This window comes from Bacillus sp. 7705b, assembly GCF_002289525.1.
In the GTDB taxonomy this organism is placed as follows: domain Bacteria; phylum Bacillota; class Bacilli; order Bacillales; family Bacillaceae; genus Bacillus; species Bacillus halotolerans.
Genome location: NZ_NSDH01000038.1, coordinates 1 through 16,516, shown reverse-complemented (window position 1 = coordinate 16,516; position 16,516 = coordinate 1). Strand labels below are relative to the sequence as shown.

General features: G+C 42.1%; 15 protein-coding genes, 1 tRNA gene, 2 pseudogenes and 1 riboswitch. Of the genes and pseudogenes, 6 read left to right on the top strand and 12 right to left on the bottom strand.

Features of this window, described 5'->3' with window-relative positions; all coding sequences use genetic code 11:
• Positions 1-11 precede the first annotated feature (11 nt).
• Positions 12-88 (bottom strand) — tRNA-Arg (locus tag CJU60_RS15120).
• Positions 89-423: 335 nt separating this feature from the next.
• Between CJU60_RS15120 and CJU60_RS15115 the strand changes: the two genes are divergently transcribed.
• Positions 424-1,278 (top strand): manganese catalase family protein, encoded by an 855-nt coding sequence (locus CJU60_RS15115; protein ID WP_024120402.1) that lies wholly within the window; start codon positions 424-426, stop codon positions 1,276-1,278.
• 57 nt (positions 1,279-1,335) lie between these two features.
• Here the strand turns inward: CJU60_RS15115 and CJU60_RS15110 are convergent, their stop codons facing one another.
• The 8 genes from CJU60_RS15110 to CJU60_RS15075 all read right to left on the bottom strand — a co-directional run bounded on the left by CJU60_RS15110 (position 1,336) and on the right by CJU60_RS15075 (position 8,592).
• Positions 1,336-2,424, bottom strand: a complete 1,089-nt coding sequence (locus tag CJU60_RS15110; protein ID WP_095714204.1) for a glycoside hydrolase family 26 protein — start codon at positions 2,422-2,424, stop codon at positions 1,336-1,338.
• 19 nt (positions 2,425-2,443) lie between these two features.
• Positions 2,444-3,391, bottom strand: a complete 948-nt coding sequence (gene manA, locus CJU60_RS15105; RefSeq protein WP_095714203.1) for a mannose-6-phosphate isomerase, class I — start codon at positions 3,389-3,391, stop codon at positions 2,444-2,446.
• A complete protein-coding gene (locus CJU60_RS15100) occupies positions 3,388-4,287 on the bottom strand; it encodes an ROK family protein (RefSeq protein ID WP_095714202.1) in 900 nt (299 codons plus the stop codon). Before CJU60_RS15100 ends, manA begins: the two co-directional genes overlap by 4 nt.
• A 28-nt stretch (positions 4,288-4,315) precedes the next feature.
• Positions 4,316-5,029 carry a transcriptional regulator GmuR gene (gene gmuR / locus CJU60_RS15095; protein ID WP_024120398.1) on the bottom strand — a complete coding sequence of 238 codons (714 nt, stop codon included), beginning with the start codon at positions 5,027-5,029 and terminating at the stop codon, positions 4,316-4,318.
• A gap of 160 nt (positions 5,030-5,189) precedes the next feature.
• A complete protein-coding gene (locus CJU60_RS15090) occupies positions 5,190-6,587 on the bottom strand; it encodes a glycoside hydrolase family 1 protein (protein ID WP_095714201.1) in 1,398 nt (465 codons plus the stop codon).
• 18 nt (positions 6,588-6,605) lie between these two features.
• Entirely contained in the window at positions 6,606-7,931 is a 1,326-nt protein-coding gene (gene celB / locus CJU60_RS15085) for a PTS cellobiose transporter subunit IIC (RefSeq protein WP_095714200.1), read from the bottom strand.
• A gap of 17 nt (positions 7,932-7,948) precedes the next feature.
• Complete coding sequence (locus CJU60_RS15080) at positions 7,949-8,281, bottom strand: PTS sugar transporter subunit IIA (RefSeq protein WP_024120395.1); 333 nt, start codon at positions 8,279-8,281, stop codon at positions 7,949-7,951.
• Positions 8,281-8,592: a PTS sugar transporter subunit IIB gene (locus tag CJU60_RS15075; protein ID WP_095714199.1), complete on the bottom strand. Its 312-nt coding sequence runs from the start codon at positions 8,590-8,592 to the stop codon at positions 8,281-8,283. The genes CJU60_RS15080 and CJU60_RS15075 overlap by 1 nt, the downstream gene beginning before the upstream one ends.
• Positions 8,593-8,771: 179 nt before the next feature.
• Positions 8,772-8,871: riboswitch (purine riboswitch) on the top strand.
• Positions 8,872-8,925: 54 nt separating this feature from the next.
• On the opposite strand from CJU60_RS15075, the gene pbuE reads away from it, so the two are divergent.
• Positions 8,926-10,092 carry a purine transporter PbuE gene (pbuE, locus tag CJU60_RS15070; RefSeq protein ID WP_095714205.1) on the top strand — a complete coding sequence of 389 codons (1,167 nt, stop codon included), beginning with the start codon at positions 8,926-8,928 and terminating at the stop codon, positions 10,090-10,092.
• Between the two features lie 15 nt (positions 10,093-10,107).
• Here pbuE and CJU60_RS15065 read toward each other — a convergent pair whose 3' ends face one another.
• Positions 10,108-10,674 carry a YdhK family protein gene (locus tag CJU60_RS15065; protein WP_095714198.1) on the bottom strand — a complete coding sequence of 189 codons (567 nt, stop codon included), beginning with the start codon at positions 10,672-10,674 and terminating at the stop codon, positions 10,108-10,110.
• A 220-nt stretch (positions 10,675-10,894) separates the two neighbouring features.
• Positions 10,895-11,872 (bottom strand): HD domain-containing protein, encoded by a 978-nt coding sequence (locus CJU60_RS15060; RefSeq protein ID WP_095714197.1) that lies wholly within the window; start codon positions 11,870-11,872, stop codon positions 10,895-10,897.
• Positions 11,873-11,947: 75 nt separating this feature from the next.
• On the opposite strand from CJU60_RS15060, the pseudogene CJU60_RS15055 reads away from it, so the two are divergent.
• The 4 genes and pseudogenes from CJU60_RS15055 to CJU60_RS15040 all read left to right on the top strand — a co-directional run bounded on the left by CJU60_RS15055 (position 11,948) and on the right by CJU60_RS15040 (position 15,546).
• Positions 11,948-12,416: pseudogene (locus tag CJU60_RS15055) on the top strand (GNAT family N-acetyltransferase).
• A gap of 19 nt (positions 12,417-12,435) precedes the next feature.
• A pseudogene (locus CJU60_RS22080) lies at positions 12,436-12,772 on the top strand (DUF4944 domain-containing protein); the annotation flags it as partial.
• A gap of 613 nt (positions 12,773-13,385) precedes the next feature.
• A complete protein-coding gene (gene phoB / locus CJU60_RS15045; protein ID WP_095714196.1) occupies positions 13,386-14,774 on the top strand; it encodes an alkaline phosphatase family protein in 1,389 nt (462 codons plus the stop codon).
• A 64-nt stretch (positions 14,775-14,838) separates the two neighbouring features.
• Complete coding sequence (locus CJU60_RS15040) at positions 14,839-15,546, top strand: membrane lipoprotein lipid attachment site-containing protein (protein WP_095714195.1); 708 nt, start codon at positions 14,839-14,841, stop codon at positions 15,544-15,546.
• Between the two features lie 532 nt (positions 15,547-16,078).
• On the opposite strand, the gene CJU60_RS15035 is transcribed toward CJU60_RS15040, so the two are convergent.
• Positions 16,079-16,516: BclA C-terminal domain-containing protein (locus CJU60_RS15035; protein WP_095714194.1), on the bottom strand; the 438-nt coding region annotated here is incomplete at its 5' end.

Genomic DNA, 16,516 nt, shown 5'->3' with positions numbered 1-16,516 from the left:
GTATATTATATTGGCGCGCCCGAGAGGAGTCGAACCCCTAACCTTTTGATCCGTAGTCAAACGCTCTATCCAATTGAGCTACGGGCGCTTATCGAGCGACTTAACTATCATACTATTAATTGATGTTAAAGTCAAGATGTTTTTTCGAATGTTTTTTCAAATCTTTTTGATTCGACTTTATCTATTATACACATTCTGAAGTGTTTGTAAACACCTTCGAAAAACTTTTTTGTTTTTCATTTTGTTCTGTGCTGTTCATCAGCGACGTTTAATAATATACCATGTGTTTTTTTATCGGTCAACACTTTTCTATGTTTTTGTTTCATTTTTCTCATTTTCTTTTCAGCTGTTGGTTAGTCCGTATAGTTTATCTGATTGTACAGATGATATAAAAAACAAAATAAATAAGAAAAGAGGCGTGTTATGTTTTACTACAAAGAAGAACTAATCAATATCATTAAACCCGATAAGCCAGATCCGGCCGCAGCTAAAGTACTGCAGGAAATATTAGGCGGACATTACGGAGAAATGCGTACAATGATGCAATATTTCTTTCAAAGCTCCAATTTCAGAGGAAAGCAGAAACAATATCGTGATTTGCTGCGCGGTATCTTCTTAGAAGAAATTGCCCATGTAGAGCTTGTGCAAAATACAATCAATGCTTTATTGGATGAATCAGGCGGTGCTGGAGTCGGCAGCCAGGGTATAGACCACGCCCCCCTTGATGAAGCAGTTAAACATGCTAACCCTCATCATTACATTATTGGCGCACAGAGTTCACTCCCGGTTGATGCGGGCGGCAATCCTTGGAACGCATCCTGGGTGTATAATCACGGAAACTTAATCACTGACCTGTTGGATAACTTGTTGCTTGAGTCTACTGGCGTTCTCCAAAAAACAAGAATTTATGAAATGAGCTCTAATCAGACGTTCCGGGAAACACTCGCTTTTCTTATTGTTCGTGACAATGCTCATCAAAATGCTTTCGCTAAAGCGCTTGAGACTTTGGGTGTTGACTGGGCTAAGCTTTTTCCAGTACCGAATTACGACATTAATAAATATCCAGAGTGCAGAAAGTATGTTGAATTAGGCTACCATAATGTACAGTTTAACTTTAGATTAGATGAAACAAGAATTGCAGAGATCTTCCAAGGGAAATCTCCAAGCAGAAATGGCGGCGAGCTGCAAGTAACTGAACCTCCGGCTGGATTTCCTGTTCCGGTTCTTCCGGAAATGCCGAATGAACATAGTCCCGGCTTAGGGGATATGAACGCCTGATGAGCAAAAGGTTCTCAAGGATATCCTTGAGAACCTTTTATTAATGTAAAACGTTTTTTATTCAACTATAGGTGTTAGCGTATCACCGTTCCATACTTCTCCCTTATTTAATGTCCAGCTATCATTGTAGAGAGCAGAAGCGCCTCTGTTCACAGCCGGGCTCCATTCATCATTCCAGGCCAGAAAATAAGTGGTTTTAGGGTATTTTTGTTTTATCGCACTCATAAACAGGCTGTAATCAAAGCTGCCGTTTGCTGTTTGCGGACCAACTTCTGTGAAGGCAAATGGTTTATTAAGTGCTGTCAGCTGGTCGTATCCGCTTATCGAATATGGATCTTGAAAGTATGCATCTAACCCAACTATATCTACGTATGAAGCTCCAGGGTAAAAATCTGTTTTAAAATCTCGATTAGCGTCGGGAGAGTAAACCCACAATAAATGATCCAATCCTCTTTCGTCAGTCATATAATGATAGATTTTGATGTAGAGCTGTTTATATAAGCAGATTCTTTCATCATCCTTTTGATTATATGACGTAAGGCCCCACCAAAACCACTCGCCGTTCATCTCATGCAGCGGCCTGAACAGAACGGGCACGCCTTGCTTTTCCAGCTCTTGAAGTCCGTCAGCAATTTTGCTGAGCATGGCGTTCAGCCGCTTCCCCTCTGTTGTAGAAGAGTCTAACAGTTTTTTATACTGATCGTTGGTAATCGGTGTTTTATAGTGTCCTGACTGATAAGCAGGATTCGCTAGATGCAGACTGATCTGCGGAATCCCTCCGCTTTTCCAATACGAAATTAAATCACTGTTGCAGCTTACGTCTATAGAATCTTCAATGTTTGAGGTTTCAAGCCATCCCCTCGCGTAATCACAGCCGTAAATGGCAGGTGATTGTCCGGCTGAGCTTCGGATTCTTTCTGCTTCGGCCATGGAGAATGTGTCATGACTGTAACCGCCAAACGCACCGGAAAGCACTCTGTTTTCAGAACGATTCGGCAGGTGGGCGAGCCAATTCATCAGATCTTTTGTTGTCTGCTGTGCTTTAGGATTAACAGGTGACACAGTATGTGCTTGGATCGGCTCAGCCAAAACGGCAGGCGCAAATAAAAATAAGATGAACAAACAGATGATAGGTTTCTTTAACACAGAAATTCCTCCGTTCTTATTAAGGATGAGATATGACCAGCTCGCAAGTTCCTTCTATTGAAAACTCGCCAAAATGGGCAGGCAAAATAAAGTGTGAGCCTTTATTGCATTCATACTGCACACCGTTGTTTTCTATTCTCCCTGAGCCTTCGACAACACTGCATAGCAAATAGGTTTGAGGAGAAGGAAAAACCGGCTTGCCGCTGACATTCCATTTGTAAACTGAGAAATAATCTGACTGAACATAAGACGTAATCACGGCATCCTTCATTTCTTTCACCGCCGGTATTGGTTCAGAATCCGCATGCGGTATGTTTACGACTTCCATCGCTTTTTCTATATGGAGATCCCTTTTTTGGCCATGGTCATTACAGCGATCATAATCGTATACTCGATATGTGGTATCAGAATTTTGCTGAATTTCAAGGACGAGGGTGCCCTCACACAATGCATGCAGCGTGCCGCTTGGAACATAAAAGAAATCTCCTGGCTTTATGTTGATGCGCCTAAGCAGTCCGTTCCAGTCACCGCTTTCTATAAGCTGTTTGAATTCTTCCTTCGTGCTTGCGTGATGTCCCAAAATCAGTTCTGCCCCTTCTTTGCAATCAATAATATACCAGCACTCTGTTTTTCCGAGGTCTCCGTTTTCGTGCACCATGGCATAATGATCATCAGGATGCACTTGTACAGAGAGGTCCATGTTGGCATCAAGTACTTTCACCAATAATGGAAACACGCTTCTTTGCGGAAAGCCGAAAAACTCCGGGCATTCTTTCCACACTTGATCTAGGGTTTTTCCTGCCAACCGGCCATTTTGAACAGTCGATGATCCATTGGCATGGGCCGAGACAGCCCAGCATTCACCAGTTTTTTCTGAAGGGATGCTATAGCCGAATCTATCACGAAGCGCTGTGCCGCCCCATATCCTTTCTTTAAAAATCGGCTCTAAAAATAAAGGATGCTTCATGATGGAACCTCCCCGGATGCTTCTTCTGCTTTTAATGCCTGATCGGCTAAAACAAACGTTCCGATGATTCCGGCATTTCTGCCTAAATGGGGAGCTACAATATACTCATTTATACTTTCTGATAATTCAGAAAAATTAAAGTAGCTTTTCATTATTTTAGGTACATATTGATATATATAAGGGAACAGCTGACTCTGATTCATGACGCCGCCGCCAAGAATCATTTTTTTTGGTGCCAGGATGAGGATATATTGTGCCAGCGCCTGCGCAATGTAATATCCTTCAAGTTCCCAGACCTCATTAACATGTGATAAATCTGCGGCCTTTTTTCCCCATCGTGACTCTATAGCAGGACCGGAAGCCAGACCTTCGAAGCAATCCTTATGATAAGGGCACTTTCCTTGATACGTGTCATCCGGGTGGCGGCGAATATAGATATGGCCCATTTCAGGATGTGATAATCCTTGCAGAAGCCGCCCTTCTATAATCGCGCCTGCACCAATGCCAGTGCCGACCGTGATATATAAGCAGCTGTCGAAGTCTTTAGCTGCGCCGAAAAGAGATTCACCGAGCGCCGCAGCGTTTACATCCGTACTGAATCCGACAGGAATATTCATTTCTTCTTTTATTGTTTTCAAGAATGGATAGTGCCTCCAGCCTGGTTTAGGCGTGGCAGTAATGGTTCCATATGTTTTACTGTTTACATCTAAATCAACGGGACCAAAGGAGCCGATGCCGATTGCCTGTAGCGAGAATTGGCGAAAATATTGAATGACTTTCTCTATCGTTTCATCCGGCATCGCTGTTGGTATCTCTATTCTGTCAATGATCGTTCCATCTTCTGTTCCGACGGCACATACAAATTTTGTGCCGCCTGCTTCAATACCGCCAAGCATGCAGATGGCCTCCTTGTTATCTCCGCGATCAGCGCCTTACATTTACCGAAGTGACGACAAATTTGTCATGCCGATGACGTGAAAAGGAATATTCAAATGGAATACCGTTATCTAAAAAGCCCACGTGCTCAACTTCAAGAATGGGATCATCCTGTTTGCAGCCCAGATGCTGCTGATCCATCTCATCAGATTTACAGGCTCTGATTTTCCGGTGCGTTCCGGCAATCTTTAGCTGAAGCCCGTTTGTAATGTGTTCATAAATAGAGTGGTGCAGCACCTCATCATTAATGCCGGGTATTAAGTGTGTCGGCATATATGTTTTTTCCAATACATATGGCTCGCCTTCCACAATCCGCAGCCGTACAACATAATAAACCGGCGTTTTCTGATCAATTGATAAATGGGCAGCCACTTCCTCAGTGGGAAATTGCACCTCGAACTGAATGACCTTGCTTTTGATTTTTTTGTCTTTTAACAAATTGGTCAGTCCGAGGATTTCATTGCTGACGACATGGACATGTTCATCCTGTATCGCAGATTGGATGATAAAGGTTCCGTGACCGCGTTTTCTGAATAACAGTCCTTCAGCAACTAAATTATCTAGAGCTCTTTTCATCGTCATGCGGCTTGAATTGAACTCTTTTGCAAGAGATACTTCATCGGGAATCGGCTGATCGATGGGATATACATTATTTTTGATTCGTTTTCTCATTTCATTTGCAATGATTTCGTATTTATTCATTGGTATCCTCCGGCAGCTGTAAAAGTAAAAATTTTGATATCGAATAAACAAACTTCTTTACGGATATCATAAGTTCTTTTCCCTGTTTCATCAATGTTATGGCTATTTGTTGTTTCTGTTAGGAATTTTGACCGCCGGAAGACCTTTTAGCTATAGCAACCTAAAAACCATTTTTCTCAGCAAGCTCTTTGAACCATTTTCCGCTCTTTTTGACAGTTCTTTCTCCGTCTTTCTTCAGATTGACTGAAACAAATCCGTATCGGTTTTTATAAGCGTTTGTCCATGACCAATTGTCCATAAACGTCCATAAGTGATAGCCTTTTACGTTTGATCCTTCCTGTATAGCGCGGTGAATCCATTTTAAGTGCTCTTTGATAAATTCAATTCGATAGTCATCTTGAATCATACCCTGCTCGTCTCTGAAACGCTCTTCCCCTTCAACCCCCATGCCGTTTTCAGAAATAAAGCACTCGATATTCCCGTAATTTTCTTTTAAATTGATCAGGATATCATAAACGCCTTTTTCGTAAATCTCCCAGCCTCGGTGGGGATTCATTTTGCGGCCCGGCATGACGTAAGGATCGAAATACCTGTCAGGCAAAAACGGCGCATCCGGATTTGGCAGGTGCTCTTTGGCTTTTACACGTCTCGGCTGATAATAATTCACACCTAATAAGTCAACCGTATGCTGTTTAATGATCTCAAGATCCTCTTTCTCATATTCAGGCATAAAGCCTTCAGTTTTTAAAATGTCTAAGAGTTCTTTTGGAAACTCGCCTTTTACAGAAGGGTCTAAAAAAGATCGGTTAAAGAACGCATCTGCTATTTCACCCGCTTTTACATCCGCCGGGTGGCTGCTTCTCGGATAGGATGGGGTTAAATTTAAGATGATGCCGATTTTTCCATCCTGCTTCATCTCTCTGTAAGTCCGAATGGCCCGGGCGCTCGATAACATGGTGTGAAACCCGACTTGAACGGCTTCTTTAAAATCTACCTTGTTCGGATAATGAAAATCATATAAATATCCGCCTTCTACCGGTACGATCGGCTCGTTATGCGTGAACCATTTTTTCACGCGATCGCCAAACAAACGAAAGCACGTTCCCGCATAGTTTTCATAAGCATCCACCGTTTCTCTGTTTGCCCAGCCGCCGATGTTTTGAAGTTCCATCGGCATATCGAAATGAAACAAATTGACAAAGGGTTCAATTCCATTAGCTATGAACTCATCAATGACGCTGTTATAAAAGTCCGCTGCTTTAGGGTTGATCTCGCCTGTTACGCTCGGTATTAAACGTGACCATGAAATCGACATACGGAACGAGTTGTGGCCAAGCTCCTTCATCAGCCTGATATCCTCTTTATAGTTATCGTAAAATTGCGATGTGGATGCAGGCCCTACATGATCAAAAAAGCGATGAGGCTCTTTTTCAAACCAGTAATCCCAAATATTCTTCCCTTTTCCGTCTCGATCGGAGGCACCCTCCGTTTGTGTCGCTGAAGCGGATGATCCCCACCAAAAATCTTTCGGAAAACGATACTGTTCTGTTTGAGTCAAGTTCTCTCTCTCCTTATGTCACATTTTGATGCTGTTATCATTTTGCTGTGCTGTTTCCTGAACAGCCTGTTCTTTTTCTTTTGCGAGATTTAATTTATCCATTGCTTTTAGGAACGGAAACCATATCACGAAGACAATTAATAGATTAACAAGCTGCATGACGCCACCCATGATTGAGTTCGTCGCCATAATGCCATTAATGAATAATGGAACCGTCCACGGCACCGTCACACCGGTCGGCGGCGGAACGAGCCCTGCTGACATGGCCAGATAGGTGACGAGCGTAACAACCATCGGTGCCAGCACCCAAGGCACGATAATGATTGGATTCATCACAATCGGAAGTCCGAAGATAATCGGTTCGTTTACGTTAAAAATCCCTGGAGCAAGGCCGAGTTTTGATACTTGCTTCATCTGCCTGCTTTTCATGAATATGAGAATCGTAAATACAATCGCCAGCGTCATCCCGGTTCCGCCCATCCCCACTGTATAAATCTCCATAAACGGTTTTGAGATGATGTGCGGCACTTCTTTCCCCGCTGTGTAGGCTGCCAGGTTTTCCACCTGAAGTGTATTCCAAATCGGGTCCATCACAGAGTTGATAATGATTTGCCCATGCAATCCGAAAAACCAAAGAATTTGAATAAAAAATACAGCAATCAGCGTCGGAATGATACCGCTTCCAAGTCCGACAAGCGGAGCCTGAATCGCATGATAAATGACATCATGCATGTTGGTTTTGAAAAGCTGGGTGACCAGAACGTTAATCAGCAAAAACACAGTCAGTGTGATAAAAGCCGGAATAAGTGCGGCAAATGATTTTGCTACAGCCGGCGGAACCCCGGCAGGCATTTTGATCGTCAGATTTTTTTGAACGATTCTTCTGTAGATTTCACCAGAAAGAAATGCCGTGATCATACCCAGAAACATTCCTTTGGCACCGAGGCGGTCTACCGGAATGACTCCGGTTATGGCATTTCCTGTTTCCGGCTGAACGATAAAAGGCGTCAGCAGGAAAAAGGAAACCAAAGCGATCGCACCGCCAAACACAACTTCGACCTGATAGCTTTTTGAGAGATAATAGCCTATACCGAACACGACGAAGACAGACATAATCCCCATGGTCGCCGTAGACGCAATGCCAAAATTGGACTGAAACGATGTGAGCATTGAAGCATTCATGATTTTATTTAAAAACGGCAGGTTCGTTAACACCACAAAAATGGACCCGAATATCGTAAGCGGGAAGGCCAGCATAAACGCATCGCGCAACACCTGCAAATAACGGTTATTATTTAACCTCCCTGCAATTGGAACAAGGAACTGGCTGATTTTCTCGAACACCCTATCCACCCCGATTTTTATATATTCTTTGTTTTAAAGATGCCAAGCAGCTCTTTTACCAATTCTTTCATGGTCAATGTTGACATCAGATGATCTTCCGCGTGCATAAGCAGCAATGAGAAATTGGCTGCCTCGCCGCTTGATTCTTTCTGTATCATTTGAAAGTGAATGTCATGGGCTGCAGATAGAGCATCCTCAGCCTGGGCAATAAGGGCATCTGCCTCCCCCCTGTTTCCTTCCTTGTAGGCGCGCAGTGATTGAATGATGCAGCTGCGGGCATTGCCGCTGTGGAGAATAAGCTGAAAGCTGATTTGTTCGTCTGTTAAATCGGTGATTTTTATCTGCTCCATCATTGTTGCCCCATTAATGACAAAGCCTGTTCATAAGCTTTTTTGCCATTAGCCATTCCGTAAGCCATCATGTCAATGACCTCAACCCGAATGTTGTATTGGTCGGCTTCTTTTTGCAGTTCGCTTTTCAGAAAGCTCATTTGCGGGCCGATTAAAACCGCATCTGCCTTTTGCATATCTTCTTTCGCTTTATCCTGGCCGACTGCCCAGATCTCCGCTTCCTCTCCGATGGATTGCGCGTATTCTTTCATTTTTGTCACCAACAAACTGGTGGACATTCCCGAACTGCACGCCAGTAAAATTTTCTTCAATGGATGACCCCCCTCTTTTATTTAAAACGCTTACAAAATTTATTATAGTCATTTAATTTTAATTGTCTATACTTTTGTAAAAATAAATATACTCATATTTTTTCAGTTCAACTATTTATCAAAATTTTCTATGGAAGATTCGCTCACAATATGTTAAACTCATCCTCGGAAACTAAATCAATTAAATAGCTATTTTTACTTGTATAACCTCAATAATATGGATTGAGGGTGTCTACCAGGAACCGTAAAATCCTGATTACAAAAATTGTGTATCACTTTTTTTGTAATCAGGATTTTTTTATTTGTAAAAAAATTAAAGTGAAGGAGTTTGTTATGAATTTTAAAGTTTTTCTGCTTGCAGCTTCTACGATTGCAGTCGGATTGGTTGAGTTAATTGTGGGAGGAATTCTTCCTCAAATCGCAAATGATTTAGACATTTCTATTGTCTCAGCCGGGCAGCTGATCAGTGTATTTGCACTGGGATATGCGGTGTCAGGGCCGCTGCTTTTGGCCTTGACTGCGAAGATTGAGCGGAAGCGTTTATATTTAATTGCCTTATTTGTTTTCTTCCTTAGCAATCTTGTGGCCTACTTCAGCCCTAATTTTGCAACACTGATGGTGTCAAGGGTATTGGCTGCGATGAGTACAGGGCTGATTGTTGTGCTTTCCTTGACAATTGCGCCGAAAATTGTGGCGCCTGAATACAGAGCCCGCGCTATCGGCATCATTTTTATGGGATTTAGTTCTGCCATCGCATTAGGTGTGCCGCTTGGAATATTGATCAGTAATTCCTTCGGATGGCGCATTTTGTTCCTTGGCATCGGCCTGTTGGCGCTGATCTCCATGCTGATTATTTCAATCTTCTTTGAAAGAATACCAGCGGAGAAAATGATTCCTTTCCGGGAACAACTCAAGACAGTCGGTAATCTGAAAATCGCGAGTTCACACCTCGTCACGATGTTTACATTAGCTGGCCATTACACGCTTTACGCTTACTTTGCGCCGTTTTTAGAAGAGACTCTTCACCTGAGCTCTTTCTGGGTCAGCATTTGCTATTTCCTTTTCGGAATATCTGCCGTGTGCGGAGGTCCTTTTGGAGGAGCGCTTTCTGACCGGCTCGGTTCCTTTAAGAGCATCTTGCTGGTGACCGGTTCCTTCGCCATCATTATGTTCTTATTGCCGCTGTCAACGTCGTCTATGATTTTCTTTTTGCCTGTTATGGTCATTTGGGGATTGCTGAGCTGGAGTCTGGCTCCCGCACAGCAAAGCTATTTAATTGAAATTGCACCTGATTCGTCTGACATTCAGCAAAGCTTTAACACGTCGGCCCTCCAAGTCGGAATTGCCCTTGGCTCAGCCATTGGCGGTGTTGTTTTGGATCAGACGGGTACTGTGGTGTCAACAGCATGGTGCGGCGGGTCGATTGTGATCATCGCTGTCCTGTTTGCTCTAATTTCTTTAACAAGACCTGTTCAGACAGCAAAAAAATCCTCCTTGTAAAAGGAGGATTTTTTATTATTTAGCTGAAAGCTCATCTTCGGTGACCCATTTGTGGTTTTTCACTTTTTCTCCGCTTGTTGTCGATGTATAGTCCACCATGTATACCGTTGTTTTTTCTGCAGAGTCGATTTCAGCAGTTGCTCCCTTCATGCCTTTCATGTGAGAAGCCTCTAAGATCACCTGATCTCCGGGGTTGAGGGGTTTATCTCCTGCATCTTTTACCTCTTCTTGGATCACCCATTTGTGATGATCAACTCGCTGTCCTCCGGTTGTCGGTGTATAAGAAACAACATATGCCGTTGTATCGTATGCTCCTGTAACTGTTGCTTCGGCACCCTTCATACCTTTCATATGAGAAGCATTGATGATGACCTGGCTGCCTATTTTATATTTAGGATGTTTCGATTCCGTTAATCCCTCTGGAACTTCAGCAGATCCGGAATGATCCATTTCTTCGTGTGAGCCGGAGTCCGAATGACTTTCATGAGTGCTTTCTTTTTTGCTGTCGCTATTGCCGCATGCTGATAAAACAAAAATAAGTGACATCAATAAAATTCCAAGTGCCTTTTTCGAAATCTTCATGTTCATTCTCCTTTGCTTCATTTTTTGGTGTGAATTTAATCCGCGGAAACAGAATGGCCTTCACATCTGCCTGTCAAACATCATCTTTTCAAGAATACTATACCCCCGGATGGTATGTAAATGCGCTGATATTCTCATAAAATATGCTGCTGTTTGTCCTATTCCCCGTGATCCGCAGAATAAAACGCGGTGGATAAAAGCCGCGGTTGCGCGGCTTCGGTTAGTTTTCGATTACTTTGACATACACGCCTTTTTTTGCTTTCTGATAAGCGGTCTCTCCCATTTTTCTGATGTTTTGAGATACTGATGAGGATGTGATCCATTCATTATGATGGAAAACAGAAGGGTCGATGAGACGCATTTTCTTTTTTCGATGAAAATCGTAATGAATGTCATCCTCTTTTACTTGTATGTGAGGATGTATTTTTTCAAGCAGTCTCCGTACTTCTTCATTTTCTGATGAATGCAGGATGTCTAACACCACTTGGTCTGTTTTCAGCAAATCTTCGGCAGCGATGACATTGTGCTGCAGCGCAGCCTTCAGCGTTCGCGTTAAGTATTCATATCCATATACATTCACTGGGTGCATAAAGAAATCGATTACTTCCTTGTAATACACTCGCACGAACCATTCGGCTGTTCCGATACTATCTGGAAACACCCTTCCGTTTCTCACAATGAGGCGATCTAAAAAGATTTCTGCCTCGCGGAGCGTGATCTGCCCATATTGATACATGTCACGCAGCGTGTAGTCTATGCGATCAGCACACAGCTCCGGTGCGGGCTGTTCGAGCAGTGTCCATCTTGTATCATTTAATAAAAGACCGTCGGCATCATAACCGTGTTTTTTTAGAATTCCAGGGATCTCGGACTGGTCAATGACTTGTTGAAAAATGTTTTCATGATAATCTTCCGCTTCATTTTCAAATACAAAATCGATTACATGAGAAAATGCTGTGTGCGACACATCGTGGAGAAGACCTGCGATCTGCTCTTCTATGGTTCCCCCCAGTCTTTTGATTAGAAGCATAACGCCAATGGAGTGCTCATACCGGGTCACATTCCACTTTGGATTGACTAAAAAGCTGGCGCCGCCTTGATAAACCCCTTTTAATCTTTGCACGGGTGCGCTTTTTATGAGTTCTTCCAGTACTCCGTCTATTTGATGCCTGCCGTAAAGCACATCGTTTATTTCCATACTGTCACCTCAAAATCTATTTTCTTCTTTCTATTTTTTGTATATATTGTTAGGAAACAAAAGAAAGAGGTCAAGTTGAAGATCATCCCAAGTAAAGAATTAGCCAAGCAAAAAGGACTGATTTCTTTGCCGCGCATTGGGGTACGCCTCAGATGAAAATGTCCAGCGATACATTTCAATGTGATGAATTGGACGGTTATGATGCTTTAGATGAGGATGGTACATCATCGGTTGATTACATACATCATAAATGGAAAAGACTGCAATATTTTTTCATTGGACTGATTGAAAAGAAAGGAATTGCACAGCTTTGCTGAGAAAGGCTGAAGAAACAGCCAAGCAATGGCTGTGTAAACAGATAAAGCTCATCACAACAAATGATAACATACACGCGATGGCATTTTACCAAAAGCGAGGCTATCAATTCACCGCATTGTTTCAAAACACAGTTGAAAAAGCAAGGCGGATTGAACCAGAAATTCCCGACAAAGCTGAAAACGGGATTTTGATTCGGGATAAAAATCTTTTTTTCAAAGGAAATTGATTTAGGATAGGAGTTTTTTATGTTTCATCATTATAAATACCCGCTCATTTTTACGGTTCCATATTATGCGCTTTTTGCGTGATATATTTTGCCTATCAATTCATTCATCAGGACAGATTAGAATACTCAAATTACCTAGGAGAAAGCAAGGACAAACATTGGAGGCTGTTTTTACTAAGAACGAAGAAGCACCAATTGAATACAGCGGCAATCTTTATTGGATTAGTGATCAAGCTAAAGCAGATAACACATATTTGGAATCGCTCATTGTGAAGAAAGATGATGAGGTGCTGCTCCATTCTAATACAGAAACACCGGTAAGAGATTTTTCCGGCGGCAGTTTTCGTGACGGAAGCAGGGTAAGCAACATTTTGATACCGTATTTTCGCTTGATGAAAAAACTTTATTTCATCATTAAAGATTCACAATCCGGAGTCCAGCCTGAGCCGTAATGGTTGCTAGTTAAAAATAGTCAACAATATATTTAGCTAGGGCTAAGAAAGCACCTGTAAAATCAGGGAAGGCAGTTGCATCGAGTACACTTTCAAACGTCTCATTGGCTGTTTCCATCCTCTTTCAAATACAAATAATAGGTATTCAGTTTTATTTTTTCGGCAGAAATGACTCCTTCTGTATAAAAACGATTTTCTCGAAATATCTTATTGTATACAAATCATTCCATACTTTTGCGAAACCGCGCTAATCGAAAGCATCTGATTAATCCTCTCTGAATTAAAAACAGTTCACTCAAAATCAAGGGAAGAAGAAAAATAGAAAGAACCTGTCTCAAATTCCTTTTTGGCTTTCCAATTGATAAACAATAATCAACTTCTTACAGTTCACTTTTCCACCATCACCATAGTTAGTCATCTTGTAAACTCAATCTTTAAAATCGATTAATACTAGCTTAACACTTTAAAAATATAATGGGTTTGTCATTGAGGATCATATTTTTAGGAGGTTATTCAGTTGAAAAAATTCCCGAAGAAGCTGCTGCCTATTGCGGTGTTATCATCTATTGCGTTCAGCAGCCTAGTCAGCGGCAGCGTGCCTGAAGCCAGCGCCCAGGAAAAGAAAAAGGGGAATCAAAACGAAATTAAGAATGTCATCGTCCTGATCGGTGATGGGATGGGTGTGTCTTATACGTCCGCTCATCGTTACTTAAAGGATAATAAAAAGACAAAGGTTGTTGAGCCTACAGCTTTTGACCAGTACCTTGTCGGCCAGCAGACTACTTACCCTGAAGACCCTGAACAAAATGTAACGGATTCTGCTTCTGCCGCAACCGCTATGTCAGCTGGGGTTAAAACATATAATAATGCAATTGCAGTGGATAATGACGGTTCAGAGGTCAAAACAGTTCTTGAAGCGGCAAAAGAAAAAGGAAAATCGACCGGCCTTGTCGCCACTTCAGAGATTACTCACGCCACTCCGGCTTCTTTCGGCTCACATGATCACAGCCGGAAAAACATGAATTCTATTGCAGACGACTATTTTGATGAAATGGTGAACGGCAAGCACAAAATCGATGTCCTTCTAGGCGGAGGAAAAAGCAATTTTGACCGCAAGGACCGTAATTTGGTAAAGGAATTCAAAAAAGCGGGATACAGCTATGTGGATAACCGCAAGGACATGCTGAAAAACAAGGACAGCCAAGTTCTCGGCCTATTCGCTGACGGCGGCCTGCCTAAAAAGATCGACCGCACGAAGGATATTCCTTCATTAAAAGACATGACAAACACAGCTCTCAAAAAATTAAGCAAGGACAAAGACGGTTTCTTCCTCATGGTTGAAGGAAGCCAGATTGACTGGGCGGGGCATGACAATGATATTGTCGGCGCCATGAGTGAGATGGAAGACTTTGAACAAGCCTACAAGGCAGCGATCGATTTCGCTAAAAAAGACAAGCATACATTGGTTGTCGCAACGGCTGACCACTCAACCGGCGGGTACTCCATCGGTGCGGACGGCATTTACAACTGGTTCAGTGAGCCAATTAAAGCAGCAAAACGCACGCCTGACTTTATGGCAGAAAAAATCGCCGGCGGCGCAGATGTTGAAAAAACATTAAAAACGTATATTGATCAAAAGAAATTAGCTTTAACTGCATCTGAAATTCAATCTGTTGAAAAAGCGGCAAAATCGAAGGAAGTCCTTGATATCGATAATGCGATTGAGGAGATTTTCAATAAACGCTCCCACACAGGATGGACAACAGGCGGACATACCGGCGAGGATGTTCCTGTCTATGCGTACGGACCGTCCAGTGAGAAGTTTTCCGGCCAAATCGATAATACTGAAATCGCCAAAAATGTTTTCGACGCTTTACAATACAACATTAAGATTAAAGATAAGTAAGAGAATACAAGATGTCCCGTTGCTTGTATAAGGAACGGGCTCTCTTTTTAATGGAGGACTCATGATGAAAAAGATTCTATCGATCTTATTTTTTATCGTCATGCTTGCGGGCTGTTCATCAAACGCCGATTCTGAAAAACAAAATACAGCCGGAGAGCAAACAGCAAAAGCCACACCGCAAAGCACTTCGTCTCAAAAGGACAGTATAGATGAGTATCAGCCTAATGCACAGGTAACAGATGACCGGTCATTGCTGAAGGTAAATCAAATGTTTTCTGATGACAAAGGTGAAGCCGTCTTAAAAGATATCAAACAAGTCAATCAAACTTATAAGATTGGAAACGTAGAGTTAACGGTAAAAGAAATGAAGCTGATCCACTTACGACCGGATTACAGCATGATTGATTATTTTCATGTATTAACACACGATGAAGAGTTTGATTTCGTTAAAGTTTTCGTTGATATCAAAAACACTTCTTCCGAGAAAGTGAATTTTGCCCCGATTGCATTGATGAAAACAAATACAGGTGAAACCTTTGATTGGAATAAAGATATGTACCTCGAAGAGTTGAATGGTGAATTAGAAGGCGGCGCCGAAAAATCCGGCAATCTCGGCTTTATTGTAAACGCAGCAAGCGGACATGCTCATGATGAACCATCAGCTGAGAAGAAGAAAAAAGAGATCAAATGGATTGAAATCACAACAAGTGACGTTTTTGACCAAAACCATAAGAAAATCACTGATTCTCAAAAGATCAAAATTGCATTTTAATAATTGCCTTCCAACTCGGAAGGTTTTGTATATCGCAGAAGCTAAACAGTCACCTTGTATGCCAATTTGATATGATCTTATTTTTTGCGCAGATAGAATACTTCACCTGTTCATCAAACCCTAACTTTTGAGCTGGCTTTATCGATGCTAAATGGTTAACATCACGATCCTATCTTGGTGATGGCATAACCAAAACCTTTAGCTGCCCCGAATCCTCATATTCTTCATAGTATGCCCCATTAAATAACGACTGTTTGTAATTGTTTCTTCGTTAATTCTCTAGATGCTGTAAACCCTCCGAAGAATCGTTTAACCGATTAAAAGAAAAGGATGTCTGCTCATTTGTTCGATATCGTTTTTTTGTTTTACACATCCTATCCCAGTTATCCCATACAAAATAAATATCTGAGATAAAAAGAACTTGGAGCGTTTGTATGATCACATAAATAGGTCAAAAAAAGCACTGCTGAAATATAAGTACTAGTAAGATCAATAGAGTACTTTTTGTTTGTTCATGACACAGTGCTAATTGTTAATCTAATTTTTTAATTACAATTGAAGCGTTTACGTTAGGTTGTGTGCCTCCTGCCAAAGTCTGGAGAGTCACTGCGGCAGCGGACGTATGATTTCGAAGAGTTAGAACATCGCCGGCTGCTATGGCTATAATAGCCTGACCGTTGTTTTGCTGAGTACCTGCACCTGAACCGTAGACTGTATTCGTAATCGGCGCACCATTTAAAAATAGTGTGAATTGGTTAGGCTCTACTCCCGAAACAGAAAAAGTGACCTCATAGTCTCCCGGAGTGGTAATTGCAATTTGAGAAGTTCCGGGGGCATGTGTAATTCCAGGGGTGGTTATCCCTGTTGAATCAAAAATGACATCAGCCTCTATAGCTACCGTTTGAGCGCTTAAGTTATAAATATACCCGTATTCGGATAACCCAGCTGCTCCTGTGCCTGTGGCTCCCGT